The following is a 17,781-nucleotide window of genomic DNA, read 5'->3' as shown; positions in this document are numbered from 1 at the left end:
TCCTGAATGTTGGTAACGCTTATTGCACCAGCAGCGACTGCCCGAGCTCGCGCAGGGCATCCAGGTCCTTGACGTACAGACCGTGGCGGTCGAGCGCGATCAGTTCGCGCTGCTTGAAGCGGCCGAGCAGCCGGCTCACCGTTTCCGTGGTCAGGCGCAGGTGGTTGCCGATATCGGCGCGTGACATCGGCAGCGGCAGATAGTCAGCCGACAGGCCGAGGGTGGCGCGTCGGTCGCGCAGGTCGACGAGGAAGGCGGCAAAGCGTTCTTCCGCGAGGTAATTGCCACCGGTCAGTTGCAGGCGCGAGATGCGCTGACTCGCTGCCTGAACCAGGTGCCAGGGCACGTCCGGCTGTTCGACAGAGATCTGCTTCACCGCGGTGAACGGGAAGCGGCAGAACTGCGTCTTGCCCAAGGCAACGACGGCATTCTCATGCACTTCGCGATCGATGGCGTCCAGGCCGATCATCTCGCCGGGCAGATGAAATGCCACCACCTGCTCGCGGCCGGCGATATCCACCGCTACCGTCTTGGCCATGCCGGACTGCACCGAGTAGATGGCGCGGAAGGGCGACATGGGGCGATAGAGATACTCTCCGGTGCGCAGCGGCCCGATGCGTTCAGCAATATGACGCATCCCGGAAAGCTCCGGGCGGTCGTAGCCACTGGCCTGGCAGACGGACGCGTGCCCGCAGCCGGCGCATGAGGGAGAGGGGGACATGCGATGTACGCCATCCTGGCGTTGTAGTGTCGTGAGCATGGTAGGTGAGGCCTCCTTAGCCTTTGATCGTTACCATGGCGTCCATGATCCTCGCTTACGGGCCTGGAATGGCTACGCTGCGCGGTTTTGCCGCAATGGAACAAGGGGCGGAAAGCTTGCTAGGGCGGCAATAGCCATTCGGTTATCCTTCTCCTTATTAGCTCCGCCGCCGGCGGGCACTGATTCGCGAACCCATCACCCATGAGCGACTCGAAATCCACTCCGCGTCCCGCCCAGCCGTTGCCGCGCCGCCCCAGCGTCGGCGTCCAGATCGGAAAGATCACGGTGGGCGGTGGCTCGCCTGTCGTCGTACAGTCGATGACCAACACCGACACCGAGGACCCGTCCAGCACCGCCCGGCAGATTGCGGAACTGGCGCGCGCGGGCTCGGAGCTGGTGCGCATCACGGTGAATACGCCGGCTGCCGCTGCCGCAGTGCCGCGTATTCGCGACAAGCTGGCCATGATGGGCGTGGATGTGCCGATCATCGGCGACTTCCACTACAACGGTCACCAGCTGCTCGAAGCGGAGCCTGCCTGTGCCGAAGCACTGGCCAAGTACCGCATCAATCCCGGCAACGTCGGATTCGGCAAGAAGAAGGACAGTCAGTTCGCTTCCATCATCGAGATGGCGTTGCGTTACGGCAAACCGGTGCGCATCGGCGCCAACTGGGGTTCGCTGGACCAGAGCATGGTCGCCACGCTGATGGATGAAAACCATCAGCGCGCCGAACCCTGGGACGCGTCGCACGTCGCACGCGAAGCACTGATTCGCTCAGCGCTGGATTCGGCGCATCGCGCCGAAGAAATCGGTTTGCCGCGCGATCGCATCATTCTTTCCTGCAAGGTGTCGGGCGTGCAGGAGTTGATTGCGGTGTACCGCGATATCGCGGGGCGCTGCGACTACGCGTTGCATCTGGGCCTCACCGAGGCGGGCATGGGCTCCAAGGGCATCACGGCATCGTCGGCTGCTCTGGCGGTGCTGCTGCAGGAAGGCATTGGCGACACCATCCGTATTTCGCTGACGCCGGAGCCGGGCGCGTCGCGCACGGGCGAGGTGATCGTGGCGCAGGAACTGCTGCAGACCATGGGGTTGCGCGCGTTTACGCCGCTCGTCACCGCATGTCCCGGTTGTGGCCGCACCACCAGCGAGTTCTTCCAGGAGCTGGCGCGCACGGTGCAGTCGCATGTGCGCGAGCAGATGCCGCTGTGGCGGGTGAAGTACGACGGCGTTGAGAACCTCACGCTTGCGGTGATGGGGTGCGTGGTGAACGGTCCCGGCGAGTCCAAGCATGCCAATATCGGCATCTCGCTGCCGGGCAATGGCGAAGCGCCGTCGGCGCCCGTGTTTATCGATGGCGAGAAAGCCATGACGCTGCGTGGCGACAACATCGCCAACGAGTTCATCGGCATTCTCGACAACTACGTTGCCAACAAGTACGCCAGTCGCGCGGGCTGAGATCTCCGCATGACCGCCGGCTCGGGTGAATCACAGATCCTCGATGCCTGGCACGCCAACGCGCAGGCATGGGAACGTGCCGTGCGCAGTGGCCAAATCGAAAGCCGCCGGCTGGTCACCGATCAGGCCATCATCGATGCCGTGCTGTCGCAAGCGCCACGCACGGCCATTGATCTGGGGTGTGGCGAAGGCTGGCTCGCGCGAGCGCTGGCAAAGGCCGGTGTTCAGGTGACCGGGATCGATGCGATACCCGCGCTGGTCGATGCGGCACAGGCGCAGGGCGGCGGGACGTTCCAGGTGATGTCCTACGCGGATGTGTCGGGCGGTGCGCTGCAAGAGCGCGCCGATGTGGTGATCTGCAATTTCTCCTTGCTCGGTGAGTCGTCGGTGCATGCGCTGCTGGTCGCCGTGCCTGGCTTGCTTAAAGCTGACGGCGCACTGGTGGTGCAGACGCTGCACCCGCTGGCGACAGGGGTGGAGCCCTATCGCGATGGCTGGCGCGAGGGCTCATGGATCGGTTGCGGCGATGGTTTTGGTGAGCCTGCCCCGTGGTACTTCCGCACCCTTGGTAGCTGGGTGGCGGCCTTCGAGGCTGCCGGGTTGCAACTTAAGCGTATGATCGAACCGTTGCATCCGCACACAGAACGGCCGGCCTCCGTTATCTTCATGGCGGGGCTAAGGGCAGGCTCTTAAGGGGAGCGGGCATGAACAGGCACCGTGCCGTAGCGTTTCGCACCACCATCCAGAGCGGCCAGAAGCCTTGGCTGTTGCCGCTGCCGTTTGATCCGGTCACGCAGTGGTCGACGCCTGCACGTCCTTTGTGGAAATGCGGGCACGGGCATCGCGTTCGCGGCAGCCTGAATGGCCAGGACTTTCATGGAGCCGTCGTCGAACGCGGAGGTGGGTTCTGGCTGATGCTGGAAGAATCGCCGGCCACCGCTGCGGGTCTGGATGCCGGCCAGCCTGTGGATGTGCTGATCGAGCCCGAAGACGCCTGATACCCCCGGGCGTGAGCCAGTAGCGCTTACGGCACGCCATTCTGCGGGTATGCTCGGGGTGTCGTTAAGTCCGCAGATGAATCGTTCCCTGCGTCTGCGGTGGGGGAGGTTGGGTGACGCTCAAGCCGCAAGTTCGCATTGCCGCTATCTACATGTTGCTCGCGTGGGTGTGGGTGTTCTTTTCGGATCGCCTGCTGTTTTCGCTCGGCTACGATAAGCACACGCTGAGCATGCTGCACACCGTCAAGGGCAGCTTCTATGTGCTGTGCACCGGGCTGCTGTTGTACTGGCTGATCGGCCGCGACGTGCGCCGTCTGGATCGCCTCAATCACATGCTGCTCAACGGCAACGAGCAATCGTTGCGGGCGCTGGTGTCGGCGATGGATGTGCGCCACAAGGAAACGCGCGATCACTCCGAGCGCGTGATGCGCATGACTGTAGCGCTGGCCCGCCATGCGGGCCTCGACGGCGATGCGCTGCGGCACGTGCGTTTCGGTGCGCTGCTGCATGACATCGGCAAGCTGGCCTTGCCGGATACCATCCTGATCAAACCTGGCCCACTGACGGCGGACGAAACAGAAGTGATGCGCACGCATCCCGTTCTGGGCAGGGACCTGCTGATGCGCACCGCCTTTCTGCGTTCCGCTATCGATATCCCCTATGCCCATCACGAGCGCTGGGATGGCACCGGTTATCCACGCGGCCTGAGCGGCGAGGCTATCCCACTGGCCGCGCGTATCTTCAGCGTGGTGGACGTGTGGGACGCCTTGAGTTTTCCACGCGTCTACAAACACGCGTGGCCCGAGCCAGAAGTACTGGACTATCTGCGCAATGCAGCCGGCGGGCAGCTCGATCCGCAGATCGTCGCTTTGTTTCTGGAACATTACGACGCGCTGAAAGTGATCGGCGTGGATGGCATGGAACCGGACTGACTGCGAACGGCTGGACGGCGCCAGCCACCTTCACGCTAAACTGAGGCGGCGCCTGCAGCAGGCGTATCGACAGGGGACAGCACCGTGTGGCCGGACTTTTCCACGCTGCCAGCGTTCGCGGCGTACTTTGGGCTTGGCGTTCTGTTTTTCACAGTGTTTTGCACGGTGCATATCTGGCTCACGCCTCAGCGCGAGATGCTGTTGATCCGTCATGGCAATCAGGCGGCGGCCATCAGTCTGGCGGGTGCGCTGATCGGTTTCGTGGCGCCTCTGGTCAGTGCCATCGCGCATAGCGTCAGTCTCGCGGACCTCGCGCTGTGGGGCGTGGTGGCCATGGTCGTGCAATGGCTGGCACACAGTGCCGTGCGCTTGGTCATCCATGATCTGGCCAGGCACGTCGAAGAAGACAATCGCGCCGTCGCCGTGCTTGCGGCCGCTGTGGCGATCGGCGTGGGCCTGATCAATGCCGCGGCGATGACGTGGTAACTCGCCATGAATTCTCCGCGCAAACCTGATAACCCGATAACGCCACACTATGCCGGCACCACGCCCCGGCGTGACGCGCACTTCAGCGCTTCGGCACTGCGGCCACAAAAGCGCTCCATGGCGGTGCCTTTGCTCGCGCTGGGCGGTGCGGCGGTGGTGGGGCTGTCGATGTTCAGTGGCGGCCACGATGTGCAGCGCAATCGCTACGGCTCGCTGGAAGACTGCGTGCACGACTACTCCACCGGTCAATGCGAGATCGATAACCAGGTCGGCTCCACCGGTCATGGCGCCCTGTATTACTACGGGCCGTGGTATCGCAGTGACGGACGTGGCGGTGCTTCTGATCCCGGGGCGGGACGCACCCTGGGTTCGGCAGCGCGTAGCGTGCCGATGGGCGGCTTCGCCGGCGGGCCGCAGTCGGTCGAGCTGGGTACGCGTGGCGGCTTCGGCTCGAGCGGCCGCGTTTCCGCGCGAGGCAGCTGATGCGCCGCGAAACATGCGTGCCACGCGCCGACTGGCGTACGCGGCTCGAGTCGCTGGGTTTTGCTTTTCATACCATCGATGGGCAGCCCTACTGGCGAGAGGACGCGCGTTACGTGTTCGAAGCGCGGGAGATCGATGAGATCGAAGCCGCCACCAACGAATTGCACGCGCTATGCCTGGAGGCGGTGGACCGGATCGTACGCGCCGGGCGATATGCCGAGCTTGGTCTCGACACCCGCGCGGCCACGCTGGTCGAGCGCAGCTGGTGGGATCGCGAGCCCGCGCTCTACGGCCGCATGGATCTGGTCTATGACGGTAGCGCTCCGCCGCGTCTGCTTGAATACAACGCGGATACACCCACGGCGCTGTTCGAAGCATCGGTGGCGCAATGGTATTGGTTGCAGGACGTCGCGCCCGACATGGATCAGTTCAACGCGATCCACGAGGCGCTGGTCGAACGATGGAAGGTGTGGCCCAACGTATCTCACGTGCATTTCGCTGCGTGCTATGACAACACCGAAGATGCGGTAACCACCGACTATCTGCTCGACACCTGCATGCAGGCCGGGCATCGCACGACGGCGTTGGATATCGAGCAGGTAGGCTGGTCGGGGCGCGACTTCATCGATATGGAAAACAATCCGATCGAGCGGATGTTCAAACTGTATCCGTGGGAATGGATGCTCGCCGAATCGTTTGCGGCCCACTTGCCTGACGTGCGGCTGCGCTGGATCGAGCCGGCATGGAAGATGCTGCTGTCGAACAAAGCGATTCTGCCGTTGTTATGGGAGTTCTTTCCCGGGCATCCCAATCTGTTGCCGGCCAGCCGACGGCGCGACGCCATCGATGGCATGGCGGTACGCAAGCCGTGCTGGGGCAGGGAGGGCGCGGGTGTCATCGTGCTCGATCGTGGCGACGCGGGTCCCGCTACGGATGAGTCCTGCATCTACCAGGCATTTGCACCGCTGCCCGTTTACGACAACCGTCATGCATTGGTGGGCTCGTGGGTGGTGGGGCACACGGCAGTCGGCATGGGCATACGCGAGGATGCTGATCGCATCACCCGCAACACGAGTTGCTTCGTGCCACACCTGTTTCAGCCGGCGTAGAAACGCTTCTCTGCGGGCATGCATGGGGGTAGGCTATGGGCTTCCCGCGCGAGAACGGATGCCCATGCACGCCTTCCTCGATTACGTAGGTTTCGGGTTGCTGGGACTTTTGCCCATTGCCAACCCGATCACCAGCGCCACGGTGCTGCTGGCACTGACCGGCCGTTACCCCGAGGCAGAACGTAACCGGCAGATCAATCGCGCGACGATCTATGTGAGCATCGTGTTGCTGATTTGTTTCTACGCCGGCAACGCGGTCATGAGCGGATTTGGTATTTCCCTTCCCGGCCTGCGCCTGGCGGGCGGCCTGATTGTGGCGTACATCGGCTTCGGCATGCTGTTTCCTCCCGCGCATGGAAAAGAAGACGAAGTGCAGGCGGAAATGGCTTCGCAGGAGCACACGACCAAACTGCAGGACATTGCCTTCATTCCGCTCACCATGCCGTGCACAACCGGCCCCGGCACCATCGCCTTCATCATCAGTGCGGCCGCTGGAATTCCCGGGGGCGCGCTGACGCCCATGGTGCATGTGGTGGTAGTGACCACCATTCTGCTGTTCGCATTGGTGTTCTGGGTTTGCATGCGCGGCGCCACCAGGATCATGCATTTCCTCGGCGAAACGGGCATCGACGCGCTTTCCCGGCTGATGGGTTTTTTGCTGGTGTGCATTGGCGTGCAGTTCGTCATCAACGGCGTGCACGAGCTGTTGAAGGCATGGGGTTTCCTTGTGCAGTGAGACCCGAAACACGGGGGCCTCGTTGGTGCTATCGGGTTTTGTCAGCGTCCCTTAGCCGGCTTCCGCCCGCGCCGCGTTGAAGCTGCGACGGTAATTGGCCGGCGAGGTGCGATACGCCCGCTGAAAATGCTGGCGCAGCGTGACCGGCGATCCGAGGCCGATGCTTTGCGCGATGCGCTCCAATGGCATGCTGGTTGTCTCCAGCAAGCGTTGAGCCTGGCTCAATCGCTGGGTAAGCAACCAGTCGCCGAAACTACTGCCGGTGAGCTGACGGAAATGCCGGGTGAAGCTGCGCCGGCTCATCGCCAGCTTGGTCGCCATGTCGTCGAGGTGGTGATCCTCGTGCAGGTGTCGCTGCACGTTCTCCAGCAAGCGAGCCAGCCGCCGGTCGGCGGGCATCTCCGGTAGCGGTTGCTCGATGAACTGGGCCTGGCCACCCCGGCGCAGCGGCGACACGACCATCCGGCGTGCGATGCGGTTTGCTACTTCGCTGCCAAGCAGTTGGCGCACCAGGTGCAGGCAGCAATCAATGCCGGCCGCTGCGCCGGCCGAGGTCACGACGGCACCTTCGTCGATATACAGCACGTCGGCGTCGACCTCGACCTCGGGGAATCGCTCCGCCAGCTCCTGTGACCAGCCCCAGTGCGTGGCGGCACGCCGATGATCGAGCAGACCTGCGTAGGCGAGTACAAATGCGCCCAGGCACAACCCGACGATACGGGTGCCACGCCGCGATGCGCGCTGCAGCGCCGCCAATAAAGCGGCGGGCGGCGATTCTGCAGGATCGCGCCACGAAGGCACCACAATCAGGTCAGCGCGCGCCAGTTCTTCCATGCCGTAGGGCGTGCCGATGGTGAAGCCAGCGGATGTGCTGATCTGCGGACCTTCGGCCGAGCACACGCGTACCCGAAACGGAGAGGATTGGCCCGGCGACGGATATTGGAATACCGCGCACGGCACGGACAAGTGGAAGGGCAGGATGCCCTCGAAGGCAACCACGGCGATGCGAATGCACTTCATGGCGATGTTTCCTGCGTGGCCCGATACCATCGAATATTGTCCTTCGGGCCACTCGTTCGCAAGAGTGCCGGCGGGCACCATGTGCACACCTTTTCACCCGACAGGAGTTGTGCCATGTCCCAGAAGCCGCGCCGCGCCCTTATCGTGATCGATGTGCAGAACGAGTACTTCACCGGCAACCTGCAGATCGAATACCCGCCGCCGTCGCAGTCGCTGGCCAACATCGGCCGCGTCATGGATGCCGCTACGGCCGCCGGTGTGCCGGTGATCGTGATCCAGCAACACTCGCCCGCCGATGCGCCGGCGTTCGCACAGGGTACTGACGGCTGGCGCTTGCATGAAACGGTGGATAAGCGCCATCGCGATGCGTTCTTCCAGAAGCCGCTGCCGAGTGCGTTCAGCGAAACCGGCCTCGCCGATTGGCTGGTCGCACATGACATCGACACGCTTACCGTGGTGGGCTACATGACGCACAACTGCAACGACACCACGATCAAACACGCCTTCGATCGCGGCATGCAGGTGGAGTTTGTGCACGACGCCTCGGGGTCCGTCTCCTATGCCAATCATGCGGGTTACGCGACTGCGGAAGAAATCCATCGCGTGTTCAGCGTGGTGGAGCAGTCGCGGTTCGCTGCGGTGTTGAGTACGACCGAATGGCTACACGTGCTGGCTACCGGAGAGTCACCGGTACGCGAGACCATTCTCGAGTCCTACCGTGCCGCCAAACAGCGTCGTTCAGCTGCCGCGTAACCCGGGCAGTTGCGCCAGATGGGTGAACCCGGCCCAGCTGCCGGGTTGACCTGGCAGGTGGGCCAGCTGGGCCACCATGCGCAGAAACTCGGTGCGGGGATATTCCACCGCGCCTAGCTGAAGCAGGTGGGCATTGGTGACCTGGGCGTCGATCAGGGGAAAGTCCCAGTGCTGCAGCAGCTGGCCAAGCGCAGTCAGCGCAACCCGCGATCCACCGCTCTCGCGGCTGAACATGGATTCGCCGCAAAACAGGCGGCCAACGGCGATGCCATAGATGCCGCCTACCAACTGATCGTCTTGCCATACTTCGACACTGTGCGCGTGCCCCATGTCGTACAGGTGGGTGTACGCACCAATCATGGCCGGCACGATCCAGGTGCCCGCCTGGCCGGGCCGCGGCGCCGCGCAGGCTTCCACTACGTCGCGGAAGGCGTGATCCACCGTGACCCGCCATGACACCTCGGCCAGCCGGCGCCGCAGGCTGCGGTTGACCTTCAGCAACGCTGTGTGAAACACGCAACGAGGGTCGGGTGACCACCACAGCAGAGGCTCGTCCTCATTGAACCAGGGGAAGATGCCCTGTGCGTAGGCCGCCAACAACCGTCTGGGCGATAGATCGCCACCGAAGGCCAGCAGGCCATTCGGGTCCATCAGCGCCTTGCGCGGATCGGGAAAATGGTCCGGCTTGGTCGTATCGAGCAGGGGTAGTCGAATCATTGAGAGCGGGTACGGATACCGGGGGCAGGGTGAGAGCCGCGGGACACATGCTAATGGTATGTCGCTGTGATTAGGATGGCGCACCTCTTTCAGCCATGGATGGACGACGATGCGCCTGTTTGCCCTGGTCTCCTCGTTGTTGCTAGTTGCGTTGGCGCCGGCCGTTGCGAACGCCCTCGATCCGGCCACCGCCAAACGCATCGACACCGACGCAGGCGCACTGTTGCAGCGTACGGGTACGCCGGGCGCCGTCATGGCGATCTACAAGGATGGGCGGCTGGTCTTCAGCCAGGCCTATGGCTATCGCGACCGGGAGCGCCGTCTGCCTGCCACGCTGGATACCTGGTTTGAGATTGGTTCGATCACCAAGCAATTCACGGTCGCTGCCATCTTGCAGTTGCAAGAGGCCGGGAAACTCGACATCAACGCCACGCTGACCACTTACCTGCCGGACGCGCCGCACGCGAAGGAAGTGACGCTGAAACAGTTGATGTCGCACACCAGTGGCATGCCGGAATATCTGGATGGACCGGATGTCGAGCCATGGGCGGTCAAGCCAGCGACGTTCGGCCAACTGATGGCTCGCATCAAGGACAAGCCGCTGGATTTTCCACCGGGCAGCCGCTGGTCGTACTCCAACACCGGCTATGCATTGCTGGGCCGGGTGATTGAGGTGACATCGCACGAGTCCTACGAGCACTACGTGAAGACGCATCTGCTGACGGTAGCCGGCATGACTCACACATACACCGTCGCCGACGAGTCACGCCTGCCGGGCATGGCGAAGGGCTATCGCCACACGGAAGGAAAGCTGGAGCCTGCGCCGGTCATCCATGCCACGGTGGGCTGGGCGGCGGGGAATCTGGTGTCCACGGTGGACGATCTGGAACGCTGGAACGTGGCGCTCCGCAGCGGAAAGGTCATTCGTCCCGCGGACTATGCGTTGATGACGACACCCGTGCAGGGCAGTACGGATTATGGTCTTGGCCTGTTCATCGATTCGCTGGACGATCAGCCGCGCGTTGGCCATACCGGCGGTTCGTTCGGCTTTACGACGTCGAACCAGTACTTCCCCAAGCAGGGCATTCAGATCATCGCGTTCACCAACTCCGGCGATAATCCCGAGCCCGGCCAGATGCTGGTGACGTCGACGTTCGAAGCGCTGTATCCGGACATTGCCACGGCGGCCCGCACGTCTGCTGCCGGCGAAAACCCGGCAACAACGGCAGTAACGCGCAAAGTCTTTGCCCAGTTGCAAGGAGGGAACGAGGATCTCTCCCTGTTCGGCGACAAGCTGAAAGGAAAGATGAGCGCCGGCTTGTCCGGCCGCCTGGCCAAACAGCTGTCAGTGTTCGGCGAACCCTCGTCCTTCATCTTCAAGGGGCAGCGGCAGGACAAGGACAAGACCTGGAGCGATTACAGGATTGAGTTCGGGCCCGGAAACAATCTGCAGTTCGGCGTAGCGCTGGATGCCGAGGGCAAGGTGGTCGGCATTTCCATTGGCTAGAAAATCAGGGGCTCTGGACGTGCGCGTAGGGGTTGTGCAGCAGTAGCTCCCGCGCGTAGTCGTCCATGGCTTCGGCCTCCTGGGCCAAAGCAGCACGCACCGCCGTGCGAAAGCTGGCGTTCACCAGATAGTGGCGCGAATGGGTGCGCACGGGCAGGAAGCCGCGGGCCAGTTTGTGCTCGCCCTGCGCGCCGGGCTCGAAACGCTGAAGCCCGTGGCGAATCGCATGCTCGATGCCCTGGTAGTAGCACAGCTCGAAATGCAGGCCGGGTACATCCATCGCGGCACCCCAGTAGCGGCCGTATAAGGTGTCATGACTCTGCAGGAACAGCGCCATGGCGATGATGTCGCCATGATGTCGCGCAAGAGCCACTTGCACATGGTCGCCAAGGGTTTCGCCAAACGCGAGGAAGAGTTCGCGCGTCAACGCGGCGTGATTGCCCTTGGCATCGAACGTGGATTCGTACAGCGCGTGGATGCGCCGCCATTCCTGCGTGCTGAGTGAACTGCCACCGTGCAGGCCGATGTCCAGACCGCTGCCGGCGACCTGGTTGCGTTCGTGGCGAATGTTCTTCCGCTTCTTGTGATTGAGCGTGCCGAGAAACTGCGCAAAGTCGGTGTAGTTGCGGTTATGCCAGTGAAACTGCACATCGGAACGAGTGAGCCAGTGGTCGTCGAACGCTGCCAGTTCGTTATCGCGCAGAAAGTTGGCATGCACCGAAGAGAGCTGCATGCGCTCTGCGAACGCACGCATGGCTGAGACCAGCGCCTCCCGGCGCGCGGGTGCCTGCGGTCCTGTGCCGGCCAGCAGGCGGGGGCCGGGTACGGGGGAATAGGGCACGGCATTGAGCAGCTTGGGGTAGTAGTCGCCACCCGCACGCTCCCACGCGCTGGCCCAGCTCCAGTCGAACACGAACTCGCCGTGCGAATTGCCTTTGAGGTAAAGCGGCGCCGCAGCGATTAGCTGATCGTTCTCATAAAGACCGAGATGATGCGCCTGCCAGCCCCAGTCGGGGCGGATGCAACCCGTGCGTTCCAGCGCAGCGAGAAAGGCGTGCGAGACGAAGGGGTTGTCGTCGGGGCGCAGCGCATCCCACGCCGTGGCGGAGATGCGCTCGATACTGTCGTGGAAGCGTGCTTCGATCACGTGATGATGATGCGGTGTGCTTTTTGATCGTCATTCCGGCGTAGGCCGGAATCCAGTATCGACATTGCTAGGTTTTCGCGATGTGGTCGAAAAAGCTGTATCTCATCGCGACAACTGGGTGGTGCGGAAACTGGATTCCGGCCTGCGCCGGAATGACGGGCAAACGCTTTAGCTCGCCGGACCCTGCTGATCCAGCCAGCGTTCGGCATCCAGCGCGGCCATGCAGCCGAAACCGGCGGAGGTCACCGCCTGGCGATAAACATGGTCGGCCACGTCGCCGGCAGCAAACACGCCCGGCACCGAGGTCATGGTGGCCATGCCGCTCAGGCCGCTGCGGATCTTGATGTAGCCGTCGTGCATCTCGAGCTGGTCCTCGAAAATGCCAGTGTTTGGCGTGTGGCCGATGGCGACAAAGAAACCCGTGGCGGCGATGTCGCGCGTGGCGCCCGTGTTGACGTCCTTGACGCGGACGCCGGTCACGCCGGAGTTGTCGCCCAGCACTTCGTCCACACTGTGGTTCCACACCAGCTCGATCTTGCCGGCAGCCGCCTTGTCGAACAGCTTGTCCTGCATGATCTTCTCGGCGCGCAGCTTGTCGCGGCGATGCACGAGATAAACCTTGCTGCAAATGTTGGACAGGTACAGCGCCTCTTCGACCGCCGTGTTGCCGCCGCCGATCACCACCACTTCCTGCTCGCGGAAAAAGAAGCCGTCGCAGGTGGCGCAGGCGGACACGCCCTTACCCTTGAAGTGCTCTTCGCTGGCGATGCCCAGGTACTTGGCCGTGGCGCCCGTAGCGATGATCAGCGCGTCGCAGGTGTATTCGCCGGAGTCGCCCTTCAGGCGGAACGGGCGCTGCTTGAGGTCCACGCTATGAATATGGTCGAACACCATGTTGGTTTCGAAACGCTCCGCATGCTGCGCCATGCGCTGCATCAGCTCCGGACCCTGCACGCCCTTGTCGTCGCCCGGCCAGTTGTCCACTTCCGTCGTGGTCATCAGCTGGCCACCCTGCTGCAAGCCGGTAACCAGCGTCGGCTTCAGGTTGGCGCGGGCAGCGTAGACGGCGGCGGTGTAACCGGCGGGGCCGCTGCCCAGGATCAGCAGGCGGCTGTGCTTGGTGGCTGTGTTCATGCGTTCCTTCTATCCGCGTTGGTGGCGGTGGTATCGGTAGTGTTCGGGTGGATGGGGCGGGTCATCCGTGGGGGACGGCCGCGACCCGGCAAATGGTACGCAGGCAACGACCCAGATGGGGGCTGGACAGCCGGTTTTCACCGGGATCGTGGCTATCTTGTTGAGTTTTCAGGCAATGCGCCATGTGGCAGCGGCCCGCAGGCTGGGTCTCGGCTTCATAGTGTCATTCGCTCCGTCCCCCGTAGGGGTTTCCCGGTGCCACACGGATAGCCATGCGGCGTTCGAACGGGCAAGCATGGGGAAGTGACCCGGCTGATTCAAGATCGGGGGACGGTTTGCGCCAGCCGAATCAGGAACTGCAGGTTGGACCTCGTCGGTGACGTACTCTGCCGCTATCCTTCCACCCGTGGAGCAGGGGCATCCAGGCCAGTGCGTCGCGCTGGTTCATCCAGCGCTTATGGGCATGATTTAAGGTCAGCCCTCCGCTCTGGCGGGTACGGTACGGGCGGGCGCCAGCAGGGCGGCCGCTCTTTGGCAACAGAACGGGATAAGGATCACGGTGGCGCGTAGCGCGAACGTCAAGAAGGAAAAGGAGCGCGAAGGCCTCAGCGAGGAGCTGAAGCGCCGTCTGCGTGAAGCAGGGGCATTGCTGTTGCTGCCGCTGGCCTTGTATCTGCTGGTCTGCCTGTTCAGCTACAACGATCAGGACCCGAGCTGGGGTCATGCCGGCACGGTCGACCACGCCCGTAATTTTGGTGGCTCGATCGGCGCCAATATCGCCAACGTGTTGCGCTACATCTTCGGGCTGGTGTCCTACTGCTTCCCGTTGCTGCTGCTGGCGCTGGGCGTACAGGTGCTGCGCAACCGCGGCGAGCGCAGCGTGCAGCCGTGGGAGCCTTCGTTGCGCCTGATCGGTTCGGTGTTCTTTTTCATCACCGCGCCGGCGCTGCTATACCTCAATTTCAACGATGCACCGATCCTGCCGCAGGGCGTGGGCGGCATCATCGGCATGTGGGTGGGTCGCGGCCTGTTGCACGGGCTGGGCGACAAGGGCGCACCGTTGTTGCTGCTTGCGTTGTTCCTGGTGGCCGTGACGCTGGCCACCGGTCTGTCCTGGTTCCGGGTAATGGACGTGACTGGCCAGGGCGTGCTCAGGATCGCCGGGTGGTTTGGCGGCAAGCTGCGCGAGGCACCGGAAGTGCTCGCCGCCCGTCAGGCGCGTGCCGAGCGCGAAGTGGTCAAGAAGACCGAGGCCGTGAAACAGGCCAAGCGCGAACCCGTGCGCATCGAGACGCCACCCGCGCCGGTGGTGAAGAGCGAACGCGCCAAGCTGGAAACCCAGATTCCGTTGTTTACCGGCGCCGCGGCGCCGGGCGAACTGCCGCCGCTGTCGCTGCTGGACGAAGCGCCGGAGCAGGGGCCGGGTTATTCGGAAGAAACCCTCGAGGTGCTCTCGCGCCAGGTCGAGCTGAAGCTCAAAGACTTCCGCATCGAAGCCAAGGTCGTTGGCGTCTATCCGGGTCCGGTCATCACCCGCTTCGAGCTGGAGCCCGCCGCTGGCGTGCGCGGCTCGCAGGTGTCGAGCCTGGACAAGGACATCGCCCGCGGCCTGTCGGTGGTGAGCGTCCGCGTGGTGGATGTGATTCCGGGCAAGAACGTCATCGGCCTGGAAATTCCCAACGCCAAGAAGCAGATCGTTTATCTGTCCGAGATTCTGCGTTCGGACAAGTACGACGCCATGAAGTCGCCATTGGCGCTGGCGCTGGGCAAGGACATCGCTGGCCGCCCGGTAGTGGCCGATCTGGCCAAGATGCCGCATCTGCTGGTGGCGGGTACCACGGGCTCAGGTAAATCCGTCGCCGTGAACGCCATGGTGCTCAGCCTGTTGTACAAGGCCAGCGCCAAAGACGTGCGCATGATCATGATCGACCCGAAGATGCTGGAGCTTTCGGTTTACGAAGGCATCCCGCACCTGCTCGCGCCGGTGGTCACCGACATGAAGGAAGCCGCCAACGCGCTGCGTTGGTGCGTTGCCGAGATGGAGCGCCGCTACAAGCTGATGGCGGCCGTGGGCGTGCGCAACCTGGCCGGCTTCAACAAAAAGGTGAAGGAAGCCGAGAACGCCGGCCAGCCGCTGCTGGATCCGTTGTTCCGCCCCAATCCCGAGATGCCGAATCTGGCGGCCGAGCCGCTGGAGCCGCTGCCGTACATCGTGATCATCATCGACGAGTTCGCCGACATGATGATGATCGTCGGCAAGAAGGTCGAAGAGCTGATTGCCCGTCTGGCCCAGAAGGCCCGCGCAGCTGGCGTGCATCTGGTGCTGGCCACGCAGCGTCCGTCGGTGGATGTGATCACCGGTCTCATCAAGGCCAACATCCCCACCCGTATCGCGTTCCAGGTGTCGAGCAAGATCGACTCTCGCACGATCCTCGACCAGTCAGGTGCTGAGGCGCTGCTGGGCCACGGCGACATGCTCTACCTGCCGCCGGGTACCGCGACGCCTGAGCGCGTGCACGGCGCGTTCGTTGACGACCATGAAGTGCACGGCGTGGTGAACTGGCTCAGGGCGCAGGGCGCGCCGCAGTACATCGAGGGCGTGCTTGAAGAGGTGCAGGCCACCAGCGACGGCAAGTTCATCAACGACTCCGGCCTGCCGCAGGAAGGCGAAGAAGGCGGCGATGCCGACGCACAGCTGTACGACAAGGCGGTTCGCATCGTTACCGAGACGCGCCGTGCTTCGATCTCCGGCGTGCAGCGCCATTTGCGCATCGGTTACAACCGCGCCGCTCGTCTGATTGAACAGATGGAGCAGGATGGGGTGGTCAGCGCGCCGCAGCACAACGGCAACCGGGAAGTGTTGGCGCCGCCGCCGCCGAAAAATTGATTGGGCAGCACTGCCAATGTTCTTGATCGTCATTCCGGCGCAGGCCGGAATCCAGTAGAGACAAGGTGCGGTTTTCACCTCAGTGTGAACAACGACGAGCTTTGTCGCGACAACCTGACCGCTCCGCTACTGGATTCCGGCCTGCGCCGGAATGACGGTCAAAAGAAACTGGCTGCTTGCCATTAAGCCGTCACGCTCCAAAATTCACCTACCCGCCTCCCACTCAGGGCACCCATGAAACGCTTGCTCCTCCTCGCCACCGCCACGTTCGCGCTATCCCTGAGCAGCCTCGCCATGGCCGCCGGCCCTGCGCGTACCCGGCTTGACGCCTTTGCCGGTGGCCTGCATTCGCTCTCCGGCAAGTTCAGCCAGACCCTGAAGGACGCCAACGGCAACCCGGGCAAGCCCAGCAATGGCACTCTGGCGCTCGAAGCGCCGCGCCAGTTCCGCTGGGAAACGCTGGCGCCGTCCAAGCAGACCATCGTGGCCGACGGTAGTCGCGTGTGGTTGTACGACCCGGATCTGCAGCAGGTGACCGTGCGCATGCAGAGCAGCGAGGAATCCCACAGTCCGCTGACCGTGCTCACCGACGTCAAGCAGATGGATAAGGATTTCAACGCGGTGGAGCAGGGCGAGCACGATGGCCTGGTCTGGCTGCGTCTGACGTCCAAAGCGAAAGATCCGCAGTTCGACTACGCCGACCTTGGCTTTGATGCGAACGGTCTCGCGCGCATGATGTTTCGCGATCAACTGGGTGCCGTCACCGATATCCGTTTCTCCAGCTGGCAGCGCAACGTGCCGATTCCGGCGGAAACCTTCAACTTCGTGCCGCCGCCGGGCGCCGATGTGATTGGCGATCTGCCGGTGATCCAGACGCAACCCATCAAGAACTGATCGCGCGATGCTGCGTCAGTTGCCACGCTGGGCCTGGGTGGGCGGTGGCCTGCTGGCGCTGATTGCGGGCAGCATCAATGCGGTTGGCTATCTGTGCTTCCGGCATCAGCCCATCACACATCTGACCGGCACCAGCACCGAGCTCGGGTTGGCATTGGCCAGGCTGGACATGGGCGAGATCACGCACTGGGGTCTCGCCATCCTGTCCTTTCTGCTCGGCGCGGTGCTCAGCGGTTTCATCGTGCAGCAGAGCACGCTGCAACTGGGCCGCCGTTATGGCGTAGTGCTGATGATCGAGTCGGCACTGTTGTTTGCCGCCACGCCGCTCATTCATCAGCAGCAGGATCTGGGGCTTTATCTCGCCTCTGCAGCCTGCGGCCTGCAGAACGCCATGGTGAGCACGTATAGCGGCGCCACGTTCCGCACCACGCACCTGTCAGGCATCTTCACCGATCTTGGCATCTATCTCGGCCAGCGGCTGCGCGGGCTCGAAGTGGACATGCTGCGCATCCATGTGTGCCTGCTGGTGGCGAGCAACTTCATTATCGGCGCCACGCTGGGTGCCATCGGTTTCATGGCATGGCAGGAGCATGTCTTGCTGGTGCCAGCCACGCTTACCGGGCTGGTCGGCGTCGGCTACGCGATCTATCGGCATCGGAGCCGGGCCTGACGCGCCGCATGCCCTATCATGCGTGGATGCTTCTCGACGCTTCCTTGACCCTGACGCCTGATCCGGTTGCGTGGACCTCGCGCGACGTCG

General features: G+C 63.3%; 18 protein-coding genes. 13 read left to right on the top strand and 5 right to left on the bottom strand.

Features of this window, described 5'->3' with window-relative positions:
• Positions 1-19: 19 nt before the first annotated feature.
• Positions 20-637: a helix-turn-helix domain-containing protein gene (locus OQE56_RS03760; RefSeq protein WP_267221670.1), complete on the bottom strand. Its 618-nt coding sequence runs from the start codon at positions 635-637 to the stop codon at positions 20-22.
• A gap of 324 nt (positions 638-961) precedes the next feature.
• Between OQE56_RS03760 and ispG the strand changes: the two genes are divergently transcribed.
• The 8 genes from ispG (at position 962) to OQE56_RS03720 (ending at position 6,962) form a co-directional block, all read left to right on the top strand.
• The gene (ispG, locus tag OQE56_RS03755) at positions 962-2,218 is read left to right on the top strand and encodes a flavodoxin-dependent (E)-4-hydroxy-3-methylbut-2-enyl-diphosphate synthase (RefSeq protein ID WP_267221668.1); all 1,257 of its coding nucleotides are present in this window, start codon (positions 962-964) and stop codon (positions 2,216-2,218) included.
• Between the two features lie 9 nt (positions 2,219-2,227).
• On the top strand, positions 2,228-2,911 hold the full coding sequence (locus OQE56_RS03750) for a class I SAM-dependent methyltransferase (protein WP_267221666.1): 684 nt from the start codon (positions 2,228-2,230) through the stop codon (positions 2,909-2,911).
• 11 nt (positions 2,912-2,922) lie between these two features.
• Positions 2,923-3,216 carry a DUF1905 domain-containing protein gene (locus OQE56_RS03745; protein WP_267221665.1) on the top strand — a complete coding sequence of 98 codons (294 nt, stop codon included), beginning with the start codon at positions 2,923-2,925 and terminating at the stop codon, positions 3,214-3,216.
• Between the two features lie 113 nt (positions 3,217-3,329).
• Positions 3,330-4,148, top strand: a complete 819-nt coding sequence (locus OQE56_RS03740) for an HD-GYP domain-containing protein (protein ID WP_267221663.1) — start codon at positions 3,330-3,332, stop codon at positions 4,146-4,148.
• A gap of 84 nt (positions 4,149-4,232) precedes the next feature.
• Complete coding sequence (locus tag OQE56_RS03735; protein WP_267221660.1) at positions 4,233-4,634, top strand: DUF350 domain-containing protein; 402 nt, start codon at positions 4,233-4,235, stop codon at positions 4,632-4,634.
• Between the two features lie 6 nt (positions 4,635-4,640).
• Positions 4,641-5,117 (top strand): hypothetical protein, encoded by a 477-nt coding sequence (locus OQE56_RS03730; protein WP_267221657.1) that lies wholly within the window; start codon positions 4,641-4,643, stop codon positions 5,115-5,117.
• Positions 5,117-6,226, top strand: a complete 1,110-nt coding sequence (locus OQE56_RS03725) for a glutathionylspermidine synthase family protein (protein WP_267221655.1) — start codon at positions 5,117-5,119, stop codon at positions 6,224-6,226. Before OQE56_RS03730 ends, OQE56_RS03725 begins: the two co-directional genes overlap by 1 nt.
• Before the next feature lie 64 nt (positions 6,227-6,290).
• On the top strand, positions 6,291-6,962 hold the full coding sequence (locus tag OQE56_RS03720) for a MarC family NAAT transporter (protein ID WP_267221653.1): 672 nt from the start codon (positions 6,291-6,293) through the stop codon (positions 6,960-6,962).
• Between the two features lie 51 nt (positions 6,963-7,013).
• On the opposite strand, the gene OQE56_RS03715 is transcribed toward OQE56_RS03720, so the two are convergent.
• Entirely contained in the window at positions 7,014-7,982 is a 969-nt protein-coding gene (locus OQE56_RS03715) for a GlxA family transcriptional regulator (RefSeq protein WP_267221650.1), read from the bottom strand.
• 114 nt (positions 7,983-8,096) lie between these two features.
• Between OQE56_RS03715 and OQE56_RS03710 the strand changes: the two genes are divergently transcribed.
• Positions 8,097-8,735: a cysteine hydrolase family protein gene (locus OQE56_RS03710; protein ID WP_267221648.1), complete on the top strand. Its 639-nt coding sequence runs from the start codon at positions 8,097-8,099 to the stop codon at positions 8,733-8,735.
• Here the strand turns inward: OQE56_RS03710 and aat are convergent.
• On the bottom strand, positions 8,721-9,452 hold the full coding sequence (gene aat, locus OQE56_RS03705) for a leucyl/phenylalanyl-tRNA--protein transferase (RefSeq protein WP_267221646.1): 732 nt from the start codon (positions 9,450-9,452) through the stop codon (positions 8,721-8,723). The genes OQE56_RS03710 and aat overlap by 15 nt on opposite strands.
• A gap of 109 nt (positions 9,453-9,561) precedes the next feature.
• On the opposite strand from aat, the gene OQE56_RS03700 reads away from it, so the two are divergent.
• The gene (locus OQE56_RS03700) at positions 9,562-10,959 is read left to right on the top strand and encodes a serine hydrolase domain-containing protein (protein ID WP_267221643.1); all 1,398 of its coding nucleotides are present in this window, start codon (positions 9,562-9,564) and stop codon (positions 10,957-10,959) included.
• A 4-nt stretch (positions 10,960-10,963) separates the two neighbouring features.
• Here the strand turns inward: OQE56_RS03700 and OQE56_RS03695 are convergent, their stop codons facing one another.
• Both OQE56_RS03695 and trxB read right to left on the bottom strand, forming a co-directional pair.
• Entirely contained in the window at positions 10,964-12,106 is a 1,143-nt protein-coding gene (locus OQE56_RS03695) for a GNAT family N-acetyltransferase (RefSeq protein ID WP_267221641.1), read from the bottom strand.
• Positions 12,107-12,274: 168 nt separating this feature from the next.
• Positions 12,275-13,240 carry a thioredoxin-disulfide reductase gene (trxB, locus tag OQE56_RS03690; RefSeq protein WP_267221638.1) on the bottom strand — a complete coding sequence of 322 codons (966 nt, stop codon included), beginning with the start codon at positions 13,238-13,240 and terminating at the stop codon, positions 12,275-12,277.
• Positions 13,241-13,799: 559 nt separating this feature from the next.
• Here trxB and OQE56_RS03680 point away from each other — a divergent pair.
• The 3 genes from OQE56_RS03680 to OQE56_RS03670 all read left to right on the top strand — a co-directional run bounded on the left by OQE56_RS03680 (position 13,800) and on the right by OQE56_RS03670 (position 17,691).
• Entirely contained in the window at positions 13,800-16,127 is a 2,328-nt protein-coding gene (locus OQE56_RS03680) for a DNA translocase FtsK (RefSeq protein WP_323748552.1), read from the top strand.
• A gap of 234 nt (positions 16,128-16,361) precedes the next feature.
• Entirely contained in the window at positions 16,362-17,021 is a 660-nt protein-coding gene (gene lolA / locus OQE56_RS03675) for an outer membrane lipoprotein periplasmic chaperone LolA (RefSeq protein WP_267221636.1), read from the top strand.
• A gap of 7 nt (positions 17,022-17,028) precedes the next feature.
• Positions 17,029-17,691, top strand: coding sequence for a YoaK family protein (locus tag OQE56_RS03670; protein ID WP_267221634.1), 663 nt, complete (start codon positions 17,029-17,031; stop codon positions 17,689-17,691).
• The last annotated feature ends 90 nt before the right edge of the window (positions 17,692-17,781 follow it).

Source organism: Dyella silvae, assembly GCF_026421305.1.
GTDB lineage: Bacteria > Pseudomonadota > Gammaproteobacteria > Xanthomonadales > Rhodanobacteraceae > Dyella > Dyella silvae.
This window is presented reverse-complemented; position numbering and strand designations above follow the sequence as displayed.

Coding starts and splice junctions, on each gene's coding strand:
- OQE56_RS03670 (WP_267221634.1), top strand. CDS start 17,029: ATGCTGCGTCAGTTGCCACGCTGGGCCTGGGTGGGCGGTGGCCTGCTG.
- OQE56_RS03745 (WP_267221665.1), top strand. CDS start 2,923: ATGAACAGGCACCGTGCCGTAGCGTTTCGCACCACCATCCAGAGCGGC.
- aat (WP_267221646.1), bottom strand. CDS start 9,452: ATGATTCGACTACCCCTGCTCGATACGACCAAGCCGGACCATTTTCCC.
- OQE56_RS03725 (WP_267221655.1), top strand. CDS start 5,117: ATGCGCCGCGAAACATGCGTGCCACGCGCCGACTGGCGTACGCGGCTC.
- ispG (WP_267221668.1), top strand. CDS start 962: ATGAGCGACTCGAAATCCACTCCGCGTCCCGCCCAGCCGTTGCCGCGC.
- OQE56_RS03710 (WP_267221648.1), top strand. CDS start 8,097: ATGTCCCAGAAGCCGCGCCGCGCCCTTATCGTGATCGATGTGCAGAAC.
- OQE56_RS03700 (WP_267221643.1), top strand. CDS start 9,562: ATGCGCCTGTTTGCCCTGGTCTCCTCGTTGTTGCTAGTTGCGTTGGCG.
- OQE56_RS03720 (WP_267221653.1), top strand. CDS start 6,291: ATGCACGCCTTCCTCGATTACGTAGGTTTCGGGTTGCTGGGACTTTTG.
- OQE56_RS03760 (WP_267221670.1), bottom strand. CDS start 637: ATGCGTCATATTGCTGAACGCATCGGGCCGCTGCGCACCGGAGAGTAT.
- OQE56_RS03750 (WP_267221666.1), top strand. CDS start 2,228: ATGACCGCCGGCTCGGGTGAATCACAGATCCTCGATGCCTGGCACGCC.
- lolA (WP_267221636.1), top strand. CDS start 16,362: ATGAAACGCTTGCTCCTCCTCGCCACCGCCACGTTCGCGCTATCCCTG.
- OQE56_RS03730 (WP_267221657.1), top strand. CDS start 4,641: ATGAATTCTCCGCGCAAACCTGATAACCCGATAACGCCACACTATGCC.
- trxB (WP_267221638.1), bottom strand. CDS start 13,240: ATGAACACAGCCACCAAGCACAGCCGCCTGCTGATCCTGGGCAGCGGC.
- OQE56_RS03715 (WP_267221650.1), bottom strand. CDS start 7,982: ATGAAGTGCATTCGCATCGCCGTGGTTGCCTTCGAGGGCATCCTGCCC.